At 71.4% G+C, this 17,934-nt stretch carries 19 protein-coding genes; 5 read left to right on the top strand and 14 right to left on the bottom strand.

The features are described 5' to 3' along the window. Positions 1-52 precede the first annotated feature (52 nt). The 3 genes from BAY60_RS12820 to BAY60_RS12810 are packed head-to-tail and all read right to left on the bottom strand — an operon-like array spanning position 53 to position 2,407. The gene (locus tag BAY60_RS12820) at positions 53-376 is read right to left on the bottom strand and encodes a VOC family protein (protein WP_342769769.1); all 324 of its coding nucleotides are present in this window, start codon (positions 374-376) and stop codon (positions 53-55) included. Further along, positions 352-1,317 (bottom strand): AraC family transcriptional regulator, encoded by a 966-nt coding sequence (locus BAY60_RS12815; RefSeq protein WP_112281171.1) that lies wholly within the window; start codon positions 1,315-1,317, stop codon positions 352-354. The genes BAY60_RS12820 and BAY60_RS12815 overlap by 25 nt, the downstream gene beginning before the upstream one ends. A 40-nt stretch (positions 1,318-1,357) precedes the next feature. Continuing rightward, complete coding sequence (locus tag BAY60_RS12810) at positions 1,358-2,407, bottom strand: LLM class flavin-dependent oxidoreductase (protein WP_112281170.1); 1,050 nt, start codon at positions 2,405-2,407, stop codon at positions 1,358-1,360. Positions 2,408-2,725: 318 nt separating this feature from the next. Between BAY60_RS12810 and BAY60_RS12805 the strand changes: the two genes are divergently transcribed. Beyond that, entirely contained in the window at positions 2,726-3,787 is a 1,062-nt protein-coding gene (locus BAY60_RS12805) for an IS110 family RNA-guided transposase (RefSeq protein ID WP_112281169.1), read from the top strand. Positions 3,788-3,852: 65 nt separating this feature from the next. Here BAY60_RS12805 and ispG read toward each other — a convergent pair whose 3' ends face one another. From ispG to dxr, 3 genes are read right to left on the bottom strand one after another with little or no spacing between them, the layout of a single operon-like run. Continuing rightward, positions 3,853-5,004 carry a flavodoxin-dependent (E)-4-hydroxy-3-methylbut-2-enyl-diphosphate synthase gene (ispG, locus tag BAY60_RS12800; RefSeq protein WP_112281168.1) on the bottom strand — a complete coding sequence of 384 codons (1,152 nt, stop codon included), beginning with the start codon at positions 5,002-5,004 and terminating at the stop codon, positions 3,853-3,855. A gap of 47 nt (positions 5,005-5,051) precedes the next feature. Then, positions 5,052-6,257, bottom strand: coding sequence for a M50 family metallopeptidase (locus BAY60_RS12795; protein WP_112281167.1), 1,206 nt, complete (start codon positions 6,255-6,257; stop codon positions 5,052-5,054). Between the two features lie 3 nt (positions 6,258-6,260). Further along, positions 6,261-7,466 (bottom strand): 1-deoxy-D-xylulose-5-phosphate reductoisomerase, encoded by a 1,206-nt coding sequence (gene dxr / locus BAY60_RS12790; RefSeq protein ID WP_112281166.1) that lies wholly within the window; start codon positions 7,464-7,466, stop codon positions 6,261-6,263. 89 nt (positions 7,467-7,555) lie between these two features. On the opposite strand from dxr, the gene BAY60_RS12785 reads away from it, so the two are divergent. Beyond that, a complete protein-coding gene (locus tag BAY60_RS12785; protein ID WP_170160392.1) occupies positions 7,556-7,816 on the top strand; it encodes a DUF2631 domain-containing protein in 261 nt (86 codons plus the stop codon). Positions 7,817-7,976: 160 nt separating this feature from the next. On the opposite strand, the gene rlmN is transcribed toward BAY60_RS12785, so the two are convergent. Next, positions 7,977-9,098, bottom strand: coding sequence for a dual-specificity RNA methyltransferase RlmN (gene rlmN / locus BAY60_RS12780; protein ID WP_112281164.1), 1,122 nt, complete (start codon positions 9,096-9,098; stop codon positions 7,977-7,979). A gap of 96 nt (positions 9,099-9,194) precedes the next feature. Between rlmN and BAY60_RS12775 the strand changes: the two genes are divergently transcribed. Continuing rightward, entirely contained in the window at positions 9,195-9,800 is a 606-nt protein-coding gene (locus BAY60_RS12775) for a PadR family transcriptional regulator (protein WP_112281163.1), read from the top strand. Here the strand turns inward: BAY60_RS12775 and BAY60_RS12770 are convergent. Beyond that, a complete protein-coding gene (locus BAY60_RS12770; RefSeq protein ID WP_112281162.1) occupies positions 9,761-10,543 on the bottom strand; it encodes a class I SAM-dependent methyltransferase in 783 nt (260 codons plus the stop codon). The two genes, BAY60_RS12775 and BAY60_RS12770, sit on opposite strands and share 40 nt — an antisense overlap. Before the next feature lie 91 nt (positions 10,544-10,634). Between BAY60_RS12770 and BAY60_RS12765 the strand changes: the two genes are divergently transcribed. Next, entirely contained in the window at positions 10,635-11,480 is an 846-nt protein-coding gene (locus BAY60_RS12765) for a VOC family protein (RefSeq protein WP_112281161.1), read from the top strand. A gap of 5 nt (positions 11,481-11,485) precedes the next feature. On the opposite strand, the gene BAY60_RS12760 is transcribed toward BAY60_RS12765, so the two are convergent. Beyond that, on the bottom strand, positions 11,486-12,418 hold the full coding sequence (locus BAY60_RS12760) for a LysR family transcriptional regulator (protein WP_112281160.1): 933 nt from the start codon (positions 12,416-12,418) through the stop codon (positions 11,486-11,488). Positions 12,419-12,548: 130 nt separating this feature from the next. Here BAY60_RS12760 and BAY60_RS12755 point away from each other — a divergent pair, with 130 nt between their 5' ends. Further along, positions 12,549-13,835 carry an MFS transporter gene (locus BAY60_RS12755; RefSeq protein ID WP_112281159.1) on the top strand — a complete coding sequence of 429 codons (1,287 nt, stop codon included), beginning with the start codon at positions 12,549-12,551 and terminating at the stop codon, positions 13,833-13,835. On the opposite strand, the gene BAY60_RS12750 is transcribed toward BAY60_RS12755, so the two are convergent. From BAY60_RS12750 to rpsB, 5 genes are all read right to left on the bottom strand, one after another. Then, positions 13,748-14,638, bottom strand: a complete 891-nt coding sequence (locus tag BAY60_RS12750; RefSeq protein WP_112281158.1) for a phosphatidate cytidylyltransferase — start codon at positions 14,636-14,638, stop codon at positions 13,748-13,750. The two genes, BAY60_RS12755 and BAY60_RS12750, sit on opposite strands and share 88 nt — an antisense overlap. After that, positions 14,638-15,195 (bottom strand): ribosome recycling factor, encoded by a 558-nt coding sequence (gene frr, locus BAY60_RS12745; protein WP_112281157.1) that lies wholly within the window; start codon positions 15,193-15,195, stop codon positions 14,638-14,640. Before frr ends, BAY60_RS12750 begins: the two co-directional genes overlap by 1 nt. A gap of 2 nt (positions 15,196-15,197) precedes the next feature. Next, positions 15,198-15,947 (bottom strand): UMP kinase, encoded by a 750-nt coding sequence (pyrH, locus tag BAY60_RS12740; RefSeq protein ID WP_112281156.1) that lies wholly within the window; start codon positions 15,945-15,947, stop codon positions 15,198-15,200. A gap of 106 nt (positions 15,948-16,053) precedes the next feature. Beyond that, complete coding sequence (gene tsf / locus BAY60_RS12735; protein WP_112281155.1) at positions 16,054-16,869, bottom strand: translation elongation factor Ts; 816 nt, start codon at positions 16,867-16,869, stop codon at positions 16,054-16,056. A gap of 43 nt (positions 16,870-16,912) precedes the next feature. Beyond that, positions 16,913-17,752, bottom strand: coding sequence for a 30S ribosomal protein S2 (gene rpsB / locus BAY60_RS12730; protein WP_112281154.1), 840 nt, complete (start codon positions 17,750-17,752; stop codon positions 16,913-16,915). Positions 17,753-17,934 lie beyond the last annotated feature (182 nt).

Here is a 17,934-nt window from a genome sequence, read left to right as displayed (position 1 = left end):
AAAACCGCACCCGGTGCGGAGGGTGCACGGCCCCGTCCCGGCCGCCCCGGGATCACGGCGCAGGCGCCCCCGCATAGGTGCCGAAGATCCACACGTGGCCCTCGGGATCGGCGATGCCGACGTTGCGGGAGCCGTAGTCGGTGTCGTACGGCTTGTCGGTGATCGTCGCGCCGGCCTCGACGGCCCGCCGGTACACCGCGTCGGGATCGGCGGTCACCACGTAGAGCGTGCCTGCGCCGCCCTCCTCGCTGCCGCCGTGGCTGGTGCCCCGGGTTCCGTACATGACCCCGCCGCCCTCGGGCCAGAGCAGCTCGGCATGCTCGATCGTCGTGCCGTCCTCGCCGCGCACCGTCATGGTCTCGGTGAACCCGAGCACGGCGGTGAGAAAACGCCGGGCCGTCTCGGCGTCGCGGTACAGGACACTCGGCCACACTCCTGGGTTGTTGATGCGGTCGAGTCTTCCCGGCCGTCGGCCGCGGAGTCTTGGAGAAATGGGAGCTGCCCGAGCTCCTCGGCGAGCCACGTGCCCGGCGAGCACCCGGCGAGCGCGCGCCACTCGTGGTTCAGGTGGGCCTGGTCGGAGTAGCCGCACGCGACGGCGAGGTCGGCAAGCCGGATGCCGGGCCGGGCGCGCAGCAGCCGGGTGGCCCGCTCGAACCGCAGCACCCTGGCCGCCTGCTTGGGGGACACGCCGAGCTCGGCGCGAAACCGGGTGAGCAGGTGCCTGCGGCTCCACCCGATCTCGTCGGCCAGCGCGCCCACCCGCATCTCGCCCCCGGTGCCGAGCAGTCGCCGCCAGGCCCAGCCGACCTCGGGGGCGGCCGGGGCGGCGTCGCCGAGCCGCGCGAGCAGCGCGTCGTCGAGCAGGGCGAACCGCCGCGTCCAGCCGGGCGCGGCGGCGAGCCGTTCCGGCAGCGCGGCGAGCGCGGGAGCGCCGAGAGCGGCGAGGTCCACGACGTAGCCGCTCAGGTCGGCGGCGGGCAGGCCCAGCAGCGTGCGCGCGCCCAGCGGGTTCAGCTCGAGGTGCACCCCTGACTGGTAGGCGTCCTGCGCGATCAGCGCCGGTGCAAGGTGAATGCCGCCGACCAGACCGGCGAATGCCCCGGGCGCCTCGCCCTCGCGAGGCATGCCGACCACCCGCACCGGGCCGGCCAGGCTGAGGATCAGCGTGACGTGCCTGCTGGGCAGGCCGCGGTGCACGGCGAGCGTCGTGCCGCGCTGGGTGTAGCCGATGTAGCGGGTGACGAACGGCCGCAGAAGCGGGTGCGGCTGCCGCACCGCCCAGTCGGCACCGTCCCCGCCGTCACCGTCGGCCATGTGTCCAGCCTGCGAGCGGCGCGGCCCGGCCGCAAGCTCCTCAGCCGTGCGCGGCGAGTTCCCTGCGCACCACGGGCGCCACCTCGGTGCCCAGCAGCTCGATCGCCTTGAGCGTGTCCTTCTGCGGCACGCCGCCGAAACCCAGCTGGATGAGCAGCCGCTGGTGCCCGAACAGTTCGTGCTGGTACAGGATCTTGTCGATGATCTCCTGCGGGCTGCCCACCACCAGCGCGCCGCGCGGCGAGGCCTGCTCGTCGTAGGCCTCGCGGGAGGTGTGGAAGCCGCGCCCGCGTTCGTGGAAGTTCTCCAGCATCCCCCGGTTGAAGTACGGGTACGACAGCTCCCGCGCCTGCCTGCTGGTGGGCGCGACGAAGCCGGGCGAGTTGATGCTCACCGGCAGCGCGTCCGGGTCGTGGCCCGCCTCGCGGGCCGAGTTGCGGTAGAGCGCCGCGAAGGGAGCGAACCGGAACAGCGAGCCACCGATGATCGCCAGCGCCAGTGGCAGCCCGAGCCGCGCGGCCCGCACCACCGAGGGTGGCGCGCCGCCGACCGCCACCCAGACCGGCAGCCGCTCCTGCAGCGGGCGCGGGGCCACGTCGGCGTCCCGCAGCGCGGGGCGGAACCGGCCGGACCACGTGATCGGGTTCTGCTCGCGCAGTGCCAGCAGCAGCTCCAGCTTCTCGGCGAACAGCGCATCGTAGTCACCGAGGTCGTAGCCGAAGAGCGGGAACGACTCCAGGTAGGACCCGCGGCCCGCGATGATCTCGGCGCGGCCGCCGGAGAGGAGGTCGAGCGTGGCGTACTGCTGGAACACCCGCACCGGGTCCTCGGAACTGAGCACGGTGACGGCGCTGGAGAGCCGGATGTTCTCGGTGCGCTCGGCCATGGCGGCGAGCACCACCGACGTCGCCGAGACGGCGAAGTCGCCGCGATGGTGCTCGCCGAGCGCGAACACGTCGAGACCCACCTGGTCGGCGACCGTGGCCTGCTCGACGTAGTCGCGCAGGCGCTGCCGCGCGCTCGGCGCCTGCCCCGTGAACGGGTCCGGGGTGATCTCACCGAACGAGTAGACCCCGAGTTCGAACGCCACGAACAGTCCTCTCGTGTGCCGACCCATCGGCGCCGCCGCGAGCCCACGGTGACTCAGTGTCAGCGTGGGTGTAGTCGCTGGTTGTGAGCGGCTAGGGTCCGGCCCTGATCGCGTGGTGACTCGCACGGTGCCTGCCGCCCCGGGTGGGGTTGGCTTGCCAAGGAATTGTCCAGCGTGGTCGGGGTGCGGGCCGGCTGGCCTGACTTGATAGAAGCGTGGGCTATACGCGTCCAACCTCGACTGAGGTGTGTTCGACCAGCCGACCCGTACCGGATGCCTGTCACCTCTGGTTGGGAAGGGAAGGACACCCGGTTGTCTATGGTGGTCGTGGGGATCGATCCGCACAAGCGCAGTCACACCGCTGTTGCTGTTGACGAGGCCGGCCGCAAGCTGGGTCAGCTGACGGTCAACGCGGATGACGAGGGGTTTCTGCGGTTATGGGCGTGGGCGGCCCGCTACGGCACCCAGCGGCAGTGCCTGGTGCGCTGGGCGGTCGAGCACGGCCGTGGCGTGGCCGGGCGGCTGGTGCGTGCGCTGGTGGGGCAGGGCGCGGCCGTGGTGTGGGTGCCGCCGAAGCTGATGGCCCAATGCCGTGCCTCGGCGCGCACGCGGGGCAAGTCCGACCCGATCGACGCGCTCGCGATCGCGCGGGCCGCGATCCGCGAGCCGGACCTGCCGGCCGTGCAGCTCGACGAGACCGCCGCCGAGTTGCGGCTGCTCAGCGACCGCCGCGAGCACCTGGTCCGCTCCCGCACCGAGCTGATCAACCAGCTGCGCTGGCGCCTGCACGACCTCAACCCCGCGCTCGACGCGGGCGCCACCGCGCTGACCGGGCCCCGGACGCTGACCCACCTCGCCTCGGCGCTGGCCGTGCTGCCCGCCAGCGTGAGCTGCCAGCTCGCCGCCGACCTGGTCGCTGACATCGCCCGGCTCGGCGAGCAGATCCGTCATCTCGAACGCCGCCTGCACGCCCTGGTCACCCCGCTCGTGCCGGCCCTGCTGGCCATCGTCGGGATCAGCACCGTCACCGCCGCGAAGATCCTCGGCGAGGTCGGCGGCATCACCCGTTTCCGCAGCCCAGCCGCGTTCGCCCTGCACAACGGCACCGCCCCGATCCCCGTCTGGTCCTCCGGCAAGCCGCAATACCGGCTCAACCGCGGCGGCAACCGACAACTCAACGCCGCCCTGCACCGCATCGCCATCACCCAACTCGCCCACCACCAACCCGCCCGTGACTACCGCGACCGCTGGAAAACCCACCACCCCCACGCCACCACCAAAGCCGCCATCCGCGCCCTCAAACGCCACCTCAGCGACGTCATCTACCGCGCCCTCCTCACCGACCACCTCCAACAACACCCAACCCCACCCACAACTTGACATAGAAGCTTCCTTGGGCACACACCGGGTACCCACGGTGCCCTTCGGCTCGCCGCCGGCGCGCGCTAGCTGACCGTCACGACCGGCTCTCCGGCGCCGCCCGCCTCGCCGGTCTCCTCGGCGATGCGCATGGCCTCCTCGATGAGGGTCTCCACGATCTGGTGCTCGGGCACGGTCTTGATCACCTCGCCCTTGACGAAGATCTGCCCCTTGCCGTTGCCGGAGGCCACTCCGAGGTCGGCCTCCCGCGCCTCGCCGGGACCGTTCACGACACAGCCCATGACGGCCACGCGCAGCGGCACCTCCATGCCCTCCAGGCCCGCGGTGACCTCGTCGGCCAGCTTGTAGACGTCCACCTGCGCGCGCCCGCACGACGGGCAGGAGACGATCTCCAGCTTGCGCGGGCGCAGGTTCAGCGACTGCAGGATCTGCGCGCCGACCTTGACCTCCTCCACCGGCGGCGCCGACAGCGACACGCGGATGGTGTCGCCGATGCCCTGGCGCAGCAGCGCGCCGAAGGCCACCGCCGACTTGATGGTGCCCTGGAAGGCGGGACCCGCCTCGGTGACACCCAGGTGCAGCGGGTAGTCGCACTGCTCGGCGAGGATCTCGTAGGCGCGCACCATGACCACCGGGTCGTTGTGCTTGACCGAGATCTTGAGGTCGTGGAAGTCGTGCTCGGCGAACAGCGACGCCTCCCAGAGCGCCGACTCGGCGAGCGCCTCGGGCGTGGCCTTGCCGTACTTCTCCATCAGCCGCTTGTCGAGCGAGCCCGCGTTGACCCCGATGCGGATCGGGGTGCCGTGGTCCTTCGCCGCGCGGGCGATCTCGGCGACCTTGTCGTCGAACTTCTTGATGTTGCCGGGGTTGACCCGCACCGCGGCGCAGCCTGCCTCGATGGCGGCGAAGACGTACTTCGGCTGGAAGTGGATGTCGGCGATCACCGGGATCTGGGACTTGCTCGCGATCGCGGGCAGCGCCTCGGCGTCGTCCGCGCTGGGACAGGCGACCCGGACGATGTCACAGCCCGCGGCGGTCAGCTCGGCGATCTGCTGCAGCGTGGCGTTGACGTCGGCGGTGTTCGTGGTGGTCATCGACTGCACCGAGATCGGATAGTCGCTGCCCACCCCGACCGGGCCGACGTGCAGCTGGCGGGTCTTGCGGCGTTCGGAGAGCACGGGAGGTGGAGTGGCGGGCAAACCCAGGTCGACGGTCATCGAATCCTCTGCTAACTCCTCAGCTGCGTGGTCACTTCAACGATACGTCAGCGCATGAGCCGGATGGGGTTGACGATGTCAGCCGTAACGGTGAGCAGCACGACCGCGCCGCCGATGACCACGAGCACCATCGTGACGGCGTTGAGCCTGGTGTAATCGACCGGGCCCGCGGGCACCTTGCCGCGCAGCTTGCGCAGCCAGTCGCGCACCCGCTCGTACCACGTGACGGCGATGTGCCCGCCGTCGAGCGGCAGCAGGGGCAGCAGGTTGAAGATGCCGACGAAGAAGTTCAGGCTCGCCAGCAGGAAGAGGAAGACCTCCCACAGTCCCTGCTCGACGGCCTCGCCGCCGATCCGGCTGGCGCCGACCACGCTGATCGGTGTGTTCGGGTCGCGTTCGCCACCGAAGATGGCCTCGACCACGGCCGGGATGCGCTCGGGGAACTCCAGCAGCCGCTGCCAGGTCTCGGCCACCAGCTCCCCGGTGAAGGCGGCGGTGCCGCCGAGCGCCGCGACCGGCCCGTGCGGCACCAAGCTCGACGGGGCGACGCCGATGGCGCCGGCCTGCTCGGTGCCCCCGTTCTCGGCGGGGCGCGTGACCTGCGGCACGTCGACGGTCAGCTGGACGCGCTCGCCGTCGCGCAGCACGGTCATCGGGGTCGGGCCCTCGGCGCCCTGCACGGTGCGGAGCAGGTCGCTCCACTCGCGGATGGGCGTGGAACCGACGGCCACGATCTCGTCACCCGGCTGGATGCCCGCGGCCTTGGCGGGCGCCGGGTCACCCGGCCTGCACCGGGGGTCGTTGACCTGCTGGACCGTCGTGGCGTTGGTCACGCAGTCGGAGACCTCGGACACCACGGGCCGGTTGTCCAGGTTCGGCAGGCCCATCGTGATCGCCATCAGGTAGAGCACGATGAAGCCGAGGACGAAGTGGGTGAACGAGCCCGCGGAGAGCACGACGGTGCGCTTCCACGTCTTGAACCGGTACATCGCCCGCGGCGCCTCGTCGGGGGTCACCTCGTCGAGCGCGGTCATGCCCGCGATGTCGCAGAACCCGCCGAGCGGGATCCACTTCAGCCCGTACTCGGTCTCGCCACGGCGGAACGAGAACACCGTCGGCCCGAAGCCCACGAAGTAGCGCCGGACCTTCATCCCGAAGGCCTTGGCGGTGAGCATGTGTCCCGCCTCGTGCAGTGCGACCGACACGCAGATGCCGAGTGCGAAGAGCACGACTCCCAGCAGGTAGACGAGCACGCGCTACTTCCCTCCAGAACCGATGGCCAGGGCGCGCTCCCGCGCCCACTCTTCCGCGGCGAAGACGTCCTCGACGTCGCGAGGCTCGCGACGCCACTCGTCGGCGGCCTCCACCACGCTACTGACAGTGTCCACGATGGACGTGAAGCTCGCGTTCTGCGCCAGGAAGGCGGCCACGAGCTGCTCGTTCGCGGCGTTGAACACGGCGGGAAGGCAGCCGCCCTCGGCGCCGGCATGCCTGGCCAGCTCCACGGCGGGGAACGCGGCGTTGTCCAGTGGCTCGAACGTCCACGCCGAGGCCTCGTCCCAGCGGCACGCGGGCGCGGCGCCAGGCACCCTGGCGGGCCAGTGCAGGGCGAGCGCGATGGGCAGCCGCATGTCGGGCGGGCTGGCCTGGGCGATCGTCGACCCGTCGACGAACGTGACCATCGAGTGCACGATCGACTGCGGGTGCACCACGACGTCGATCCGCTCGCACGGGATGCCGAACAGCAGGTGCGCCTCGATGAGCTCGAGCCCCTTGTTCACCAGGGTGGCGGAGTTGATGGTGACGAGCGGGCCCATGGCCCACGTGGGATGGGCCAGGGCGTCGTCGACCGTGACGTTCGCCATCTGCTCCCGGGTCCTGCCGCGGAACGGCCCTCCGGACGCGGTGAGCACCAGCCGGTCGACCTCGTCGGCCCGGCCGCCGCGCAGGGCCTGCGCGAGCGCCGAGTGCTCGGAGTCGACGGGCACGAGCTGTCCCGGCCTGGCCGCGGCGAGCACGAGCGGACCGCCCGCGATCAGCGACTCCTTGTTCGCCAGCGCCAGCGACGCCCCGGTGCGCAGCGCGGCCAGCGTCGGCGCGAGCCCCTGGGAGCCGGGCATGCCGTTGAGCACCACGTCGGCGGGCACCGCGTCGATCAGCTCCACCACGGCGTCGGCGCCCGCGAAGATGCGCGGCAGCCGGAACCGGCCCTGCGCGTACCCGCGCCGCTGCGCCTCCGCGTAGAGGGCGAGCTGCAGGTCCTCCACCGCCGTCGGTTTGGTGACGGCGACGGCCTCCACCTGGAAAGCGAGGACCTGGGCGGCCAGGGCCTGCGGGTCGGAACCGCCCGCGGCGAGTCCCGCGATGCGGAACAGGCCGGGGTTGCGGCCCGCGACGTCGAGCGCCTGGGTGCCGATCGACCCTGTGGACCCGAGCACGAGCACGGTGCGTGGTGAACTCATCGGTGACCATTGTCGCGGATGGCCCCGGCGAGCCGGGGAGTGGCATGTGGGATCATGCCGGTGCAGGAGTTGGCAGGTGAGGAGTGATCGTGGCAGGCAAGGCGGTCGAGAAGCGTCCCGGCACCGAGGTCGACCCGCGCGACGAGCCGTCGGCGGAGTGGGGCTGGCACGGCGGCTTCCCGAAGGCCACCCGGTTCGCGGGCTGGTTCACCGTGCTCGCCCTGCTGGCGATGCTGATCGGCAACCACGAGAACAACACGGAGAACGTGTGGCTCGTCGGGATCGCCATCGCCGTGGCGATCGGCCTGCTGCTCGACATGCGCCGCAGGCGCACCGCCTGGCGCCGCTGAGCCGTACCGTCGGCTGCGCCGTTCGCGGGACGTGCCCGGGTGCCTCGGGCGTTCAGGGCCGCACGTTCCACAACGAGAACGGCCAGAGTTCGATGATCTCCAGACGCCCAGCACTGGCCCAGCACCCGGCGCAGGCCTGAGTCCCCGTCCCGCAGCCAGCTCAGGCCTCGGCGGCCAGCTGCCCGCAGGCGGCGGCGATCTCCTGGCCCCGGGTGTCGCGCACCGTGCACGCCACTCCCCCGGCGTTGACCCTCCGCACGAACTCGCGCTCGACCGGCTTGGGGCTCGCGTCCCACTTGCTGCCCGGCGTCGGGTTCAGCGGGATCACGTTGACGTGCACCAGGTGGCCGAGATGCCGCCGCAGGCGCTTCGCCAGCAGGTCCGCCCGCCACGGCTGGTCGTTGATGTCGCGGATCAGCGCGTACTCGATCGACACCCGCCTGCCGCTGGTCTCGGCGTAGTAGCGGGCCGCCTCCAGCACCTCGTCGACGGGCCAGCGGTTGTTCACCGGCACCAGGGTGTCGCGCAGCTCGTCGTCCGGGGTGTGCAGCGACACGGCCAGCCGCACCTGCATCCGCTCGTCCGCGAGCCTGCGGATCGCCGGGGCCAGCCCCACGGTCGACACCGTCACCGACCGTTGCGAGATGCCCAGCCCCGCCGGGGCCGGGTCGGTGATCCTGCGCACCGCCGCCACCACCCGCTTGTAGTTGGCCAGCGGCTCGCCCATCCCCATGAACACGATGTTGGACAGCCTGCCGGGGGCGGGCGTGCCGTCGGCGCCGGGCAGCAGCCCGTCCCGCATGACGGCGGCCGCCGCGCGCACCTGGTCGACGATCTCGGCCGTCGAGAGGTTACGGTCGAGGCCGCCCTGCCCGGTCGCGCAGAACGGGCAGGCCATGCCGCACCCCGCCTGGCTGGAGATGCACAGCGTCGCCCGGTCCGGGTAGCGCATCAGCACGCTCTCCAGCAGCGTGCCGTCGTGCGCGCGCCACAGCGTCTTGCGCGTGCTGCCCTCGTCGCAGGCCACGGCCCTGACCTCGGTGAGCAGCGAGGGCATCAGCTCCTCGACGAGCCGCTGCCGGGACGCGGCCGGGATGTCGGTCATCGCGTCCGCGTCGGTGGTGAGCCGGGAGAAGTAGTGGTGGGACAGCTGCTTGGCGCGGAACGGCTTCTCGCCCAGCTCCGCCACCGCGTCGGCCCGTTCGGTGAGCGAGAGGTCGGCGAGGTGCCGCCGCGGCATGCCACGGCGGGGCGCATCGAAAACAAGGGGAAGGGCAGTCATGACGTCCTCCAGTGTCCCACGAGCCGCCGGGCTGCACTCCGACTGTTTACGATATATCGTGAGTCTATCGAGATAGCTCACGAAAGGATCGAGATCATGAGACCACCCTTTGCTCACGAGTTCGGAAGGCCCGCCTTCGGCCCGCGGGGCCGCGGCGGGTTCGGTGACCTGCCTCCCGGCTGGGGCCCGCACGGACCAGGCAGGCGCGGACGGCCGATGCCGCGGCCTGGTGGCCCCGGTGGCCATGGCAGGCGCGGACGGCGCGGGGACGTCCGCGCGGCGATCCTCGCCCTGCTCGCGGAGAAGCCCCGGCACGGCTACGAGATCATCGGCGAGATCGGCGAGCGCAGCGGCGGGTTCTGGCGGCCGAGCCCCGGTTCCGTCTACCCGACCCTGCAACTGCTCGCCGACGACGGCCTTGTCCGCAGCAGCGAGGACGGCGGCAAGCGGCTCTTCGAGCTCACCGACGAGGGCCGCGCCGCGACGGAGAAGCAGGGCAGCCCCCCGTGGGAACAGTTCACCAGCGACGTCGATCCCAGCGAGGTGGCGCTGCGGGAGGCCACCGGTGCGCTCATGGGCGCGGCCCAGCAGGTGTCGCAGGTCGGCACCAGCGCACAGAAGACCAGGGCCGTCGAGGTGCTCGACGAGGCACGCCGCGCGCTCTACGGCATCCTCGGCGAGCCCTCCACCGAGCAGGAGTGAAGCAACCCGGACGGCTTCGCGCGCACCAGCACGCGATAGCCGACCGGCAGCACGAACTCGCCGGAGCCCCGGCCCGCGTTGCGCCGCACGGTCTCCGCGACGGCCCGCTCGGCGACCTTCGCGCTGAACTCGATGCGCAGCACCGCTTCCATGCTCGCCCTGTCGGGAAAGCGCCAGCGGGTCTCCACCCGGCGGCACGCGAACCCCGCCCGCGCGAAGAATTCGTCCACTTTGTCCGGATCGTAGTGCGGCAGGTCGGCGAGCATCCAGTCACCGTAGGGCGCGTGCCGGGTGTCGAGGTCGACGATCGCGAGCACCCCGCCCGGGCGCAGCACCCGATCGGCCTCGGCAAGGCCCGGCTCGCAACCGGGACCGAAGAAGTACGCGGTGCGGGCATGGACGAGGTCCACGCTCGCGTCCTCGACGGGCAGCCGCTGGGCCGTGCCACGCCGCACGCTCACGCCGGCAAGGCCCGCCGTTCTCCGCTCGGCCCTGTGCACGAGCGGCGCGTGCGGTTCCACACCGGTCACCGAGCGCGCCGTCTCGGCGAAGCGGGCCAGGTGGAAGCCGTCGCCGCAGCCGACGTCGAGGACGTCCCGTCCCGCCCACGGGGCGTCCTCGGCCAAGGCCGCCCAGATCGCGCCGCCGGCGTCCTGCGCGCGGTTCTCCCGTTCGTACGCCTCGGGGTGGTACCAGATGTTCGGGCTCGGAACGACGTCCACCTTGCGCACGAACCTTCTCACGGTTTCCAGGGTATCGAGGCGGCTTGCTGGCGTACGATCATCGCGCATCCGCGCCCGCGATCGCAGGCACTCGTCGCCAGGGAGCCGCGTCATGTCCGTCGACACACCAGGCCAGTCCGCGCTCCTGCCCGCGGGAACCCCGTGCTGGATCGAGCTTGCCACCACCGACGAAGCGGTGGCCTGCGAGTTCTACGGCCGGCTGTTCGGCTGGGAGTTCTCCGTCAAGCGCGACCCGGCGACGCCGACGAGGCGCTACACGATCGCCACGCTCGGCGGGTATCAGGTCGGCGGCCTCTACCAGGCGGCGCGTGACCAGCCGACGGGCTGGACCGTGCACCTCGCCGTGGCCAACACCACCAGCACGGCCGACTGGGTGGAGCACCTCGGTGGCACGCGCACCCTCGGCCCGGTGGACATTCCCGACCGCGGCAGCGTGCTGCACGCGATCGATCCGAGCGGGGCGCCGGTGGTGTTCTGGGCCCCGCCGGAGGACTGGGCGTTCACGGTGGGGATTCCCGGCTCGTTCAGCGGTGTCGATCTCAACACCCACGACGGCGAGAGCGCGGACGCGTTCTACTGCCGGCTGTTCGGCTTCGCCAGCGAGCAGATCGGCGAGGGCGGCATCGACTACACGGAATGGCGGATCGGCCCCGAACCGGTGATGTACCGCTACGCGATGAACACCCAGGCCGAGTCCACCATCCCTCCACACTGGATGATCTACTTCACCGCCGACCCGGCTCGCGGCACCGACGCGATGGCCGGTCAGTCGATCATGCTGGGCGGCAGCGTGGTGACGCCGCCGTTCGACACACCGTTCGGGCGCACCGCGATGCTCGCCGACCCCGGCGGATCGCTGTTCTCCGTCATCGACCATTCGCGGCCCGTCGACACCGGCGCGGGCAGGGCGGAGGTCGACGACCCCTACGACGACTGAGGGCCTCACGGCGCCGCCCAGCCGGGGGTCCAGCGCCGTGCACCACCGCCCGCGGGCCGCGCCCCCGCGAGGTGCTCGCGAAGCAGCGCCAGCGCGGGATGCGCGTTGTCGGCACGCCACAGCAGGCAGTGCGGATACACCGGCACCGGGTCGCGCAGCGAGATCCGCCGCAGGTCGTAACCTGCGGGCGCGAGCAGCCGGGTGCGCTCACCGACGAAGGTCGCCACGGCCGGGGAGTCGGCGAGCGCGTCCAGCAGCGGCTCGATGCCGAAGTTCGGCCCGACCGCGTCGATGCTCAGCCCGAACACCGTGGCCAGCTCGGCGTAGAAGGCGGCCCACTCGGTGCCCGCGACGATGCCGGGCATCCAGATCCGGTGCCCGGTCAGCGCGGCGGGCCGCACCTCAGCGACCGGGGCCAGCGCGTGGCCGGGCCCGGTGAGCAGCTCGATGGGTTCGTCGAAGACGCGGACGGCCTCGACGTCCCCGGGCAGTTCGTGCCCGGGTGCCGTGACGGCGCGCACGGCGGCGTCGATGGTGCCCGCCTGCACCGCGGCGACGGCGGCGCGGGCATCGGCGAGGGTGACGATGTCGAGCTCGATTCCGGGCTGGGCGTGGTGGAACTCCCGCAGCAGACCCGCTGGGGCGAGCTGCCTGCCCACCACGTCGACCCGCAACGCGCGGCGGCCGGGCCGGACGGACGCGACCGCCCGCTCCTGCGCCTCCAGCAGGCCCCGGGCGTGGGGCAGGAACGCCTGCCCGTCGAGGGTGAGCCGGGCTCCACGGTGGGTGCGCGCGAACAACCGCACGCCGAGCTCTCGCTCGAGGGCGGCGATCCGCTTCGAGACGGCCTGCTGGGTGACCGACAGCTCGGCGGCGGCCTGGAGGAACTGACCGGTGTCGGCCACGGCGACGAACGTGCGCACGGCGGCGAGATCCACCCACCGACCCTAGAGCGCCGCGGCGACAACCATTCGTTGTGGCACGCCGTGCGCGACGTTGTTTGCGCACCGGTGCGGCCCCCGCTTGGATCGCGCAGGGCAACGGGCGGTTGTGCGGGGAGGGGTGCGCGTGGGCGGGAGACGCTCGCTCGGGCGGCAGTTCGGGTGGTTCTGGGCGGCCTACACGGTCAGCACGGTCGGGACCAGGGTCGCGTTCGACGCGTTCGGGCTGATCGCGATTCTCGTGCTGGGCGCAGGGCCCACCGCGGTGTCGCTGCTCGCCGCGGCCGGGCTCGCCGCGGGCGCGGCGGTGGCCGTGCCGCTGGGAGCGTGGCTGGAGTTCCGCCGCAAACGCCCGGTGCTGATCACGCTGGACCTGCTCCGGTGCGCCGCACTGCTGAGCGTTCCCCTGGCCTTCGCGTGCGGGCTGCTCGGATTCGTCCAGCTGCTCGTCGTGTCGGTGGTCGTCGCCGCGGCGGGCATCGGGCACAGGGCTGCGAGCGGGGCGCTGCTGAAGGGCCTGCTGCCCCGGCACGACCTGCTGGCGGCAAATGGCCGGCTGGAGGCGACCAACTGGACGGCGACCGTGGTCGGCCCGCCGCTCGGCGGCGCCGCGGTCGGGCTGCTCGGTCCCGTCACCACGGTGGTCGCCGATGCGCTCAGCTACCTGCTCTCGGCGGCGGGCATCCGCGCGATCGCGGACGAGGAGCCGCGGCCCGCGCGCAGCGGCCCGCGGCTGCGGGGGCGCGACGTGCTCGAAGGGTGGCGCTTCGTCCTGACCCACCCGGTCCTGCGTCCGCTGCTGGTCAACACGGTCCTGGTCAACGGCCTCATCATGGCCACCGCGCCGCTGCTCGCGGTGCTGATGCTGGGCGAGCTGGGATTCCCGCCGTGGCAGTACGGGCTGGCGTTCGCCGTGCCGTGCCTCGGCGGTCTCGCCGGGGCTCGCCTGGCTCCCCGGCTGGTCGCGCGGTTCGGGCAGCGGCGGGTGCTGCTGTGTGCCGGGACGCTGCGCGTGTGCTGGTCGCCCGCGCTCGCGCTGGTGGGCCCCGGAGTCGCCGGGCTGGCGCTCGTCATGGTCGTCGAGTTCGCGCTGATCACGTGCATGGGCGTGTTCAACCCGGTGTTCACGACCCACCGGCTGGAGCAGACGCCCGACGACCGGGTGGCCCGCACGCTGTCGGCGTGGTCGGTCACGAGCAACGCCACCGTCGCGGCCCTGACCGCGCTGTGGGGACTGCTGGCCGCGCTGACCGGCGCCCGCGCCGCGCTGGCGATCGCGGGGCTGCTGCTCCTGGCGACGCCGCTGTTGCTGCCGCGGCGCGGTGGTCAGGACGGCAGGAACGCGCTGAGCAGGAGCCAGGACACCACGGCCGACGGCAGCAGCGAGTCGAGCCGGTCCATGAGCCCGCCGTGACCGGGCAGCAGGTTGCCCATGTCCTTGATGCCGAGGTCGCGCTTGATCAGCGACTCCATCAGATCGCCGAGCGTCGCGGTGAGCACGATCGCCGCGCCGAAGATGACGCCCTGCCACGCCTGGCCGTCGAGCAGGAACGCCAGTGACAGCGCACCGGCGCCGATGCCCGCGGCCAGCGAGCCCCCGAAGCCCTCCCAGGTCTTCTTGGGACTGATCGACGGCGCCATCTTGTGCCTGCCGCGCAGCACCCCGGCGGTGTAGCCGCCGGTGTCGGAGGCCACCACCACGATCATGAACGCCAGCACCCTGCCCACGCCGTCCTCGGGCGGCACGAGCATCGCCGCGAACGAAGCGAACAGGGGCAGGTAGGCGGCGGCGAACACCGACGCGCCCACGTCCCGCAGGTAGCCGTCGGCGCCGCCGCGCAGCCGCCACAACAGGCAGGTCAGTACGGTCAGCACGAACGCCGTGAGCGCACCCTCGCGGCCGAACGGCCACGCCAGCCAGATCATCGCCTGGCCACCGACCAGCACCGGGACGAGCGCGACCCGGATGCCGGCCGACTTGCGCAGCGCCGTGGCGAACTCGATGGTGCCCACCGCGATCGCCGCGGCGACGATGCCGATGAACAGGTACCGGACGGTGAACAGGGACACCAGGATGGCTGCCCCCAGCCCCACTCCGACGGCGATCGCCGCGGGCAGGTCACGGCCGGCCCGGGACGGCTTCTTCGCCGGTTCGGGTAACCCTCCAGGCTCGGCCGTGCTCTCGCGTTCCTCCTGGTGGTCGCTCACCTTCGTCATCAGACCTCGAGGAGCTCGGATTCCTTGTGCTTGACGAGCTCGTCGACCTGATGCACGTACTTGTCCGTCAGGTTCTGCAGTTCCTTCTCGGCCCGCGCGACGTCGTCCTCACCTGCCTCGCCGTCCTTGGCAATGCGGTCGAGCTCCTCCTTGGCCTTGCGGCGCACGCTGCGGATCGAGATGCGCGCGTCCTCGCCCTTGCTCTTGGCGACCTTCACCATCTCCTTGCGCCGCTCCTCGGTGAGCTGCGGGATGACGATGCGGATGATGCTGCCGTCGTTGCTCGGGTTCACACCGAGGTCGGAGTCCCTGATCGCCTTCTCGATGGCGCCCAGCTGCGAGGCGTCGTACGGCTTGACGATCGCCATGCGGGCCTCGGGGATGTTGACACTGGCGAGCTGGTTCAGCGGGGTCGGCGCGCCGTAGTACTCGACGACGATGCGGGAGAACATGGCGGGCGTGGCCCGGCCGGTACGCACCGACGACAGATCCTCCTTCGCGACGGACACCGCTTTTTCCATCTTCTCCTCGGCATCGAAGAGGGTCTCGTCGATCACGGCTACTCCAGGTGTGTGGGTGTACTGACCAGTGTGCCGATCCTCTCACCACTCACCGCGCGGGCGATGTTCCCCTCGGTGAGGAGGTTGAAGACGATGATCGGCATGTTGTTGTCCATGCACAGGCTGAAGGCGGTGGCGTCCGCGACCTTGAGCCCGCGCTCGAGGACCTCGCGATGGCTGATCTCGTCGAACAGCTTGGCACCGGGGTCGCTCCTCGGGTCGGCGGTGAAGACGCCGTCCACGGCCTTGGCCATGAGCACCACATCGCAGCCGATCTCGAGCGCCCGCTGGGCGGCCGCCGTGTCGGTCGAGAAGTAGGGCATCCCCGTGCCGGCGCCGAAGATGACGACCCGCCCCTTCTCCAGGTGGCGCTCGGCCCGGCGCGGGATGTAGGGCTCGGCGACCTGGCCCATGGTGATCGCCGTCTGGACCCTCGTCGGCACGCCTTCCTTCTCCAGGAAGTCCTGCAGGGCGAGCGAGTTCATCACCGTGCCCAGCATGGCCATGTAGTCGGCGCGGTCACGGTCCATGCCGCGCTGGGACAGCTCGGCGCCGCGGAAGTAGTTCCCGCCACCGATGACCACGGCCATCTGCACGCCGTCGCGCACGACGTCGGCGATCTGCACCGCCACGGAGTGCACGACGTCGGGATCGACGCCGACGGCGCCCCCGCCGAACATCTCGCCGCCGAGCTTCAGCAGCACCCGCCGGTAGTTGCCAGTGGACCTGTCGGTGTCGTCCTCGTTCATGTCGCCTCCACCCGTTCAGGTGCTGCTCTGCGCCGTTGCGGCTTCCCACAACTGTGCCCCGCCTCCAGAACTGGCGGGAGACGGGGCACAGGTGCCGATCATGGGGTTACGGCTGGCCGACCTCGAACCGAGCGAACCGGGTCACGGTGACACCGGCCTCGTCGAGCAGGGCCTTGACCGTCTTCTTGTTGTCGGTGACCGATGGCTGCTCCAGGAGCACCACGTCCTTGAAGAACGCGTTGACCTTGCCCTCGATGATCTTGGGCAGAGCCTGCTCCGGCTTGCCCTCCTCGCGGGCGGTCTGCTCGGCGATCCGGCGCTCGTTCTCCACCACGTCGGCAGGCACCTCGTCGCGGCTCAGGAACTTCGGCCTGAGCGCGGCGACCTGGAGCGCGGCGCCGCGAGCGGCGTCGGCGTCGCCACCGGTGTACTCCACCAGCACGCCGACGGCCGGGGGCAGCCCGGCGCCACGGCGGTGCAGGTAGGTCGAGACCTCGCCGTCGAACACGGCGACCCGGCGCAGCTCGAGCTTCTCGCCGATCTTCGCCGACAGCTCCTGGATGAGGTCGTTGACGGTCTTGCCGTCGACCTCGGCCAGCTTGAGCTTCTCGACGTCGTTGGTGCGCAGCTTCTTGGCCGCCTCGACGATGGTGTCGGCGAGCTGCTGGAACTCGTCGTTCTTGGCGACGAAGTCCGTCTCGGAGTTGAGCTCGATCAGCACGCCACCGTCGCCTGCCACGAGGCCCTCGGCCGTGGCGCGCTCGGCGCGCTTGCCCACGTCCTTGGCGCCCTTGATGCGCAGGATCTCAACGGCCTTGTCGAAGTCGCCTTCGCTCTCGTCCAGCGCCTTCTTGCAGTTCATCATGCCGGCGCCGGTCATCTCGCGGAGGCGCTTGACGTCTGCCGCGGTGTAGTTCGCCATCGTGCGTTGTCCGTTCTTTCTCGCGGTGTGCGCAGGTGGTCGGTCAGGAAGCGGTGGTCTGCTCGGCCGAGGCCTCCGAGCCGCCGGAGGCGCCTGCGTCAGCGCCCGCGAGCAGCTCCTGCTCCCACTCGGCCAGCGGCTCACCGGAGGCGACGTCCGGCTTGTCCTGGCCCTCGGGGGCCGAGCCGTTGCGGCCCGAACGGGCCATCAGGCCTGCGGCGGCGGCCTCGGCGACGACCTTGGTCAGCAGCGCGGCCGAGCGGATCGCGTCGTCGTTGCCCGGGATCGGGTAGTCGACCTCGTCCGGGTCGCAGTTGGTGTCGAGGATCGCGACGACCGGGATGTTGAGCTTGCGCGCCTCGCCGACGGCGATGTGCTCCTTCTTGGTGTCCACCACCCACACGGCGCTGGGCACCCTGGACATGTCGCGGATGCCGCCGAGGGTCTTCTCCAGCTTGTCCTTCTCGCGGGTGAGCGTCAGGATCTCGCGCTTGGTCAGGCCCTGGAAGCCGCCGGTCTGCTCCTGCGACTCCAGCTCCTTGAGCCGCTGCAGGCGCTTGTGCACGGTCTGGAAGTTGGTGAGCATCCCACCGAGCCAGCGCTGGTTGACGAACGGCATGCCGACTCGCAGCGCCTCGTTGGCGATGGCCTCCTGGGCCTGCTTCTTGGTGCCGACGAACAGGATCGTGCCGCCGTGGGCGACCGTCTCCTTCACGAACTCGAAAGCCCGGTCGATGTAGGTCAGCGTCTGCTGCAGGTCGATGATGTAGATGCCGTTGCGCTCGGTGAGGATGTAGCGCTTCATCTTCGGATTCCAGCGGCGGGTCTGGTGCCCGAAGTGCACGCCGGAATCGAGCAGCTGCTTCATGGTGACGACGGCCATGGCCGGATTCGCACCTCTTCTGTGTTGGCGCGCCGGGTGCAGGCTCGGCGCGCGGGGCCGGTTGCCGCGGCTGGCCGGGTGGCCAGTCGCCCTGGTGCCGTGCCGATGTCCGGACTCGTTGGTGTTGCGTTGTACCGCGGAGACCGCCGGGCATCGTCCGCTCCGTCCACCGACCGGCGGAC

Origin of the sequence: Prauserella muralis, assembly GCF_003202285.1 — a bacterium.
In the GTDB taxonomy this organism is placed as follows: domain Bacteria; phylum Actinomycetota; class Actinomycetes; order Mycobacteriales; family Pseudonocardiaceae; genus Prauserella_B; species Prauserella_B muralis.
Note: the sequence above shows the minus strand (reverse complement) of the source record. Positions and strands in the feature narration are given on the sequence as shown.

What these genes read in the sequence shown, in the direction of transcription:
- BAY60_RS12765 (WP_112281161.1), top strand. Translation starts at nt 10,635, where the DNA reads ATGTCCGTCGACACACCAGGCCAGTCCGCGCTCCTGCCCGCGGGAACC.
- BAY60_RS12775 (WP_112281163.1), top strand. Translation starts at nt 9,195, where the DNA reads ATGAGACCACCCTTTGCTCACGAGTTCGGAAGGCCCGCCTTCGGCCCG.
- dxr (WP_112281166.1), bottom strand. Translation starts at nt 7,466, where the DNA reads ATGAGTTCACCACGCACCGTGCTCGTGCTCGGGTCCACAGGGTCGATC.
- pyrH (WP_112281156.1), bottom strand. Translation starts at nt 15,947, where the DNA reads ATGAACGAGGACGACACCGACAGGTCCACTGGCAACTACCGGCGGGTG.
- rpsB (WP_112281154.1), bottom strand. Translation starts at nt 17,752, where the DNA reads ATGGCCGTCGTCACCATGAAGCAGCTGCTCGATTCCGGCGTGCACTTC.
- tsf (WP_112281155.1), bottom strand. Translation starts at nt 16,869, where the DNA reads ATGGCGAACTACACCGCGGCAGACGTCAAGCGCCTCCGCGAGATGACC.
- BAY60_RS12805 (WP_112281169.1), top strand. Translation starts at nt 2,726, where the DNA reads ATGGTGGTCGTGGGGATCGATCCGCACAAGCGCAGTCACACCGCTGTT.
- BAY60_RS12750 (WP_112281158.1), bottom strand. Translation starts at nt 14,638, where the DNA reads ATGACGAAGGTGAGCGACCACCAGGAGGAACGCGAGAGCACGGCCGAG.
- BAY60_RS12815 (WP_112281171.1), bottom strand. Translation starts at nt 1,317, where the DNA reads ATGGCCGACGGTGACGGCGGGGACGGTGCCGACTGGGCGGTGCGGCAG.
- rlmN (WP_112281164.1), bottom strand. Translation starts at nt 9,098, where the DNA reads ATGACTGCCCTTCCCCTTGTTTTCGATGCGCCCCGCCGTGGCATGCCG.
- ispG (WP_112281168.1), bottom strand. Translation starts at nt 5,004, where the DNA reads ATGACCGTCGACCTGGGTTTGCCCGCCACTCCACCTCCCGTGCTCTCC.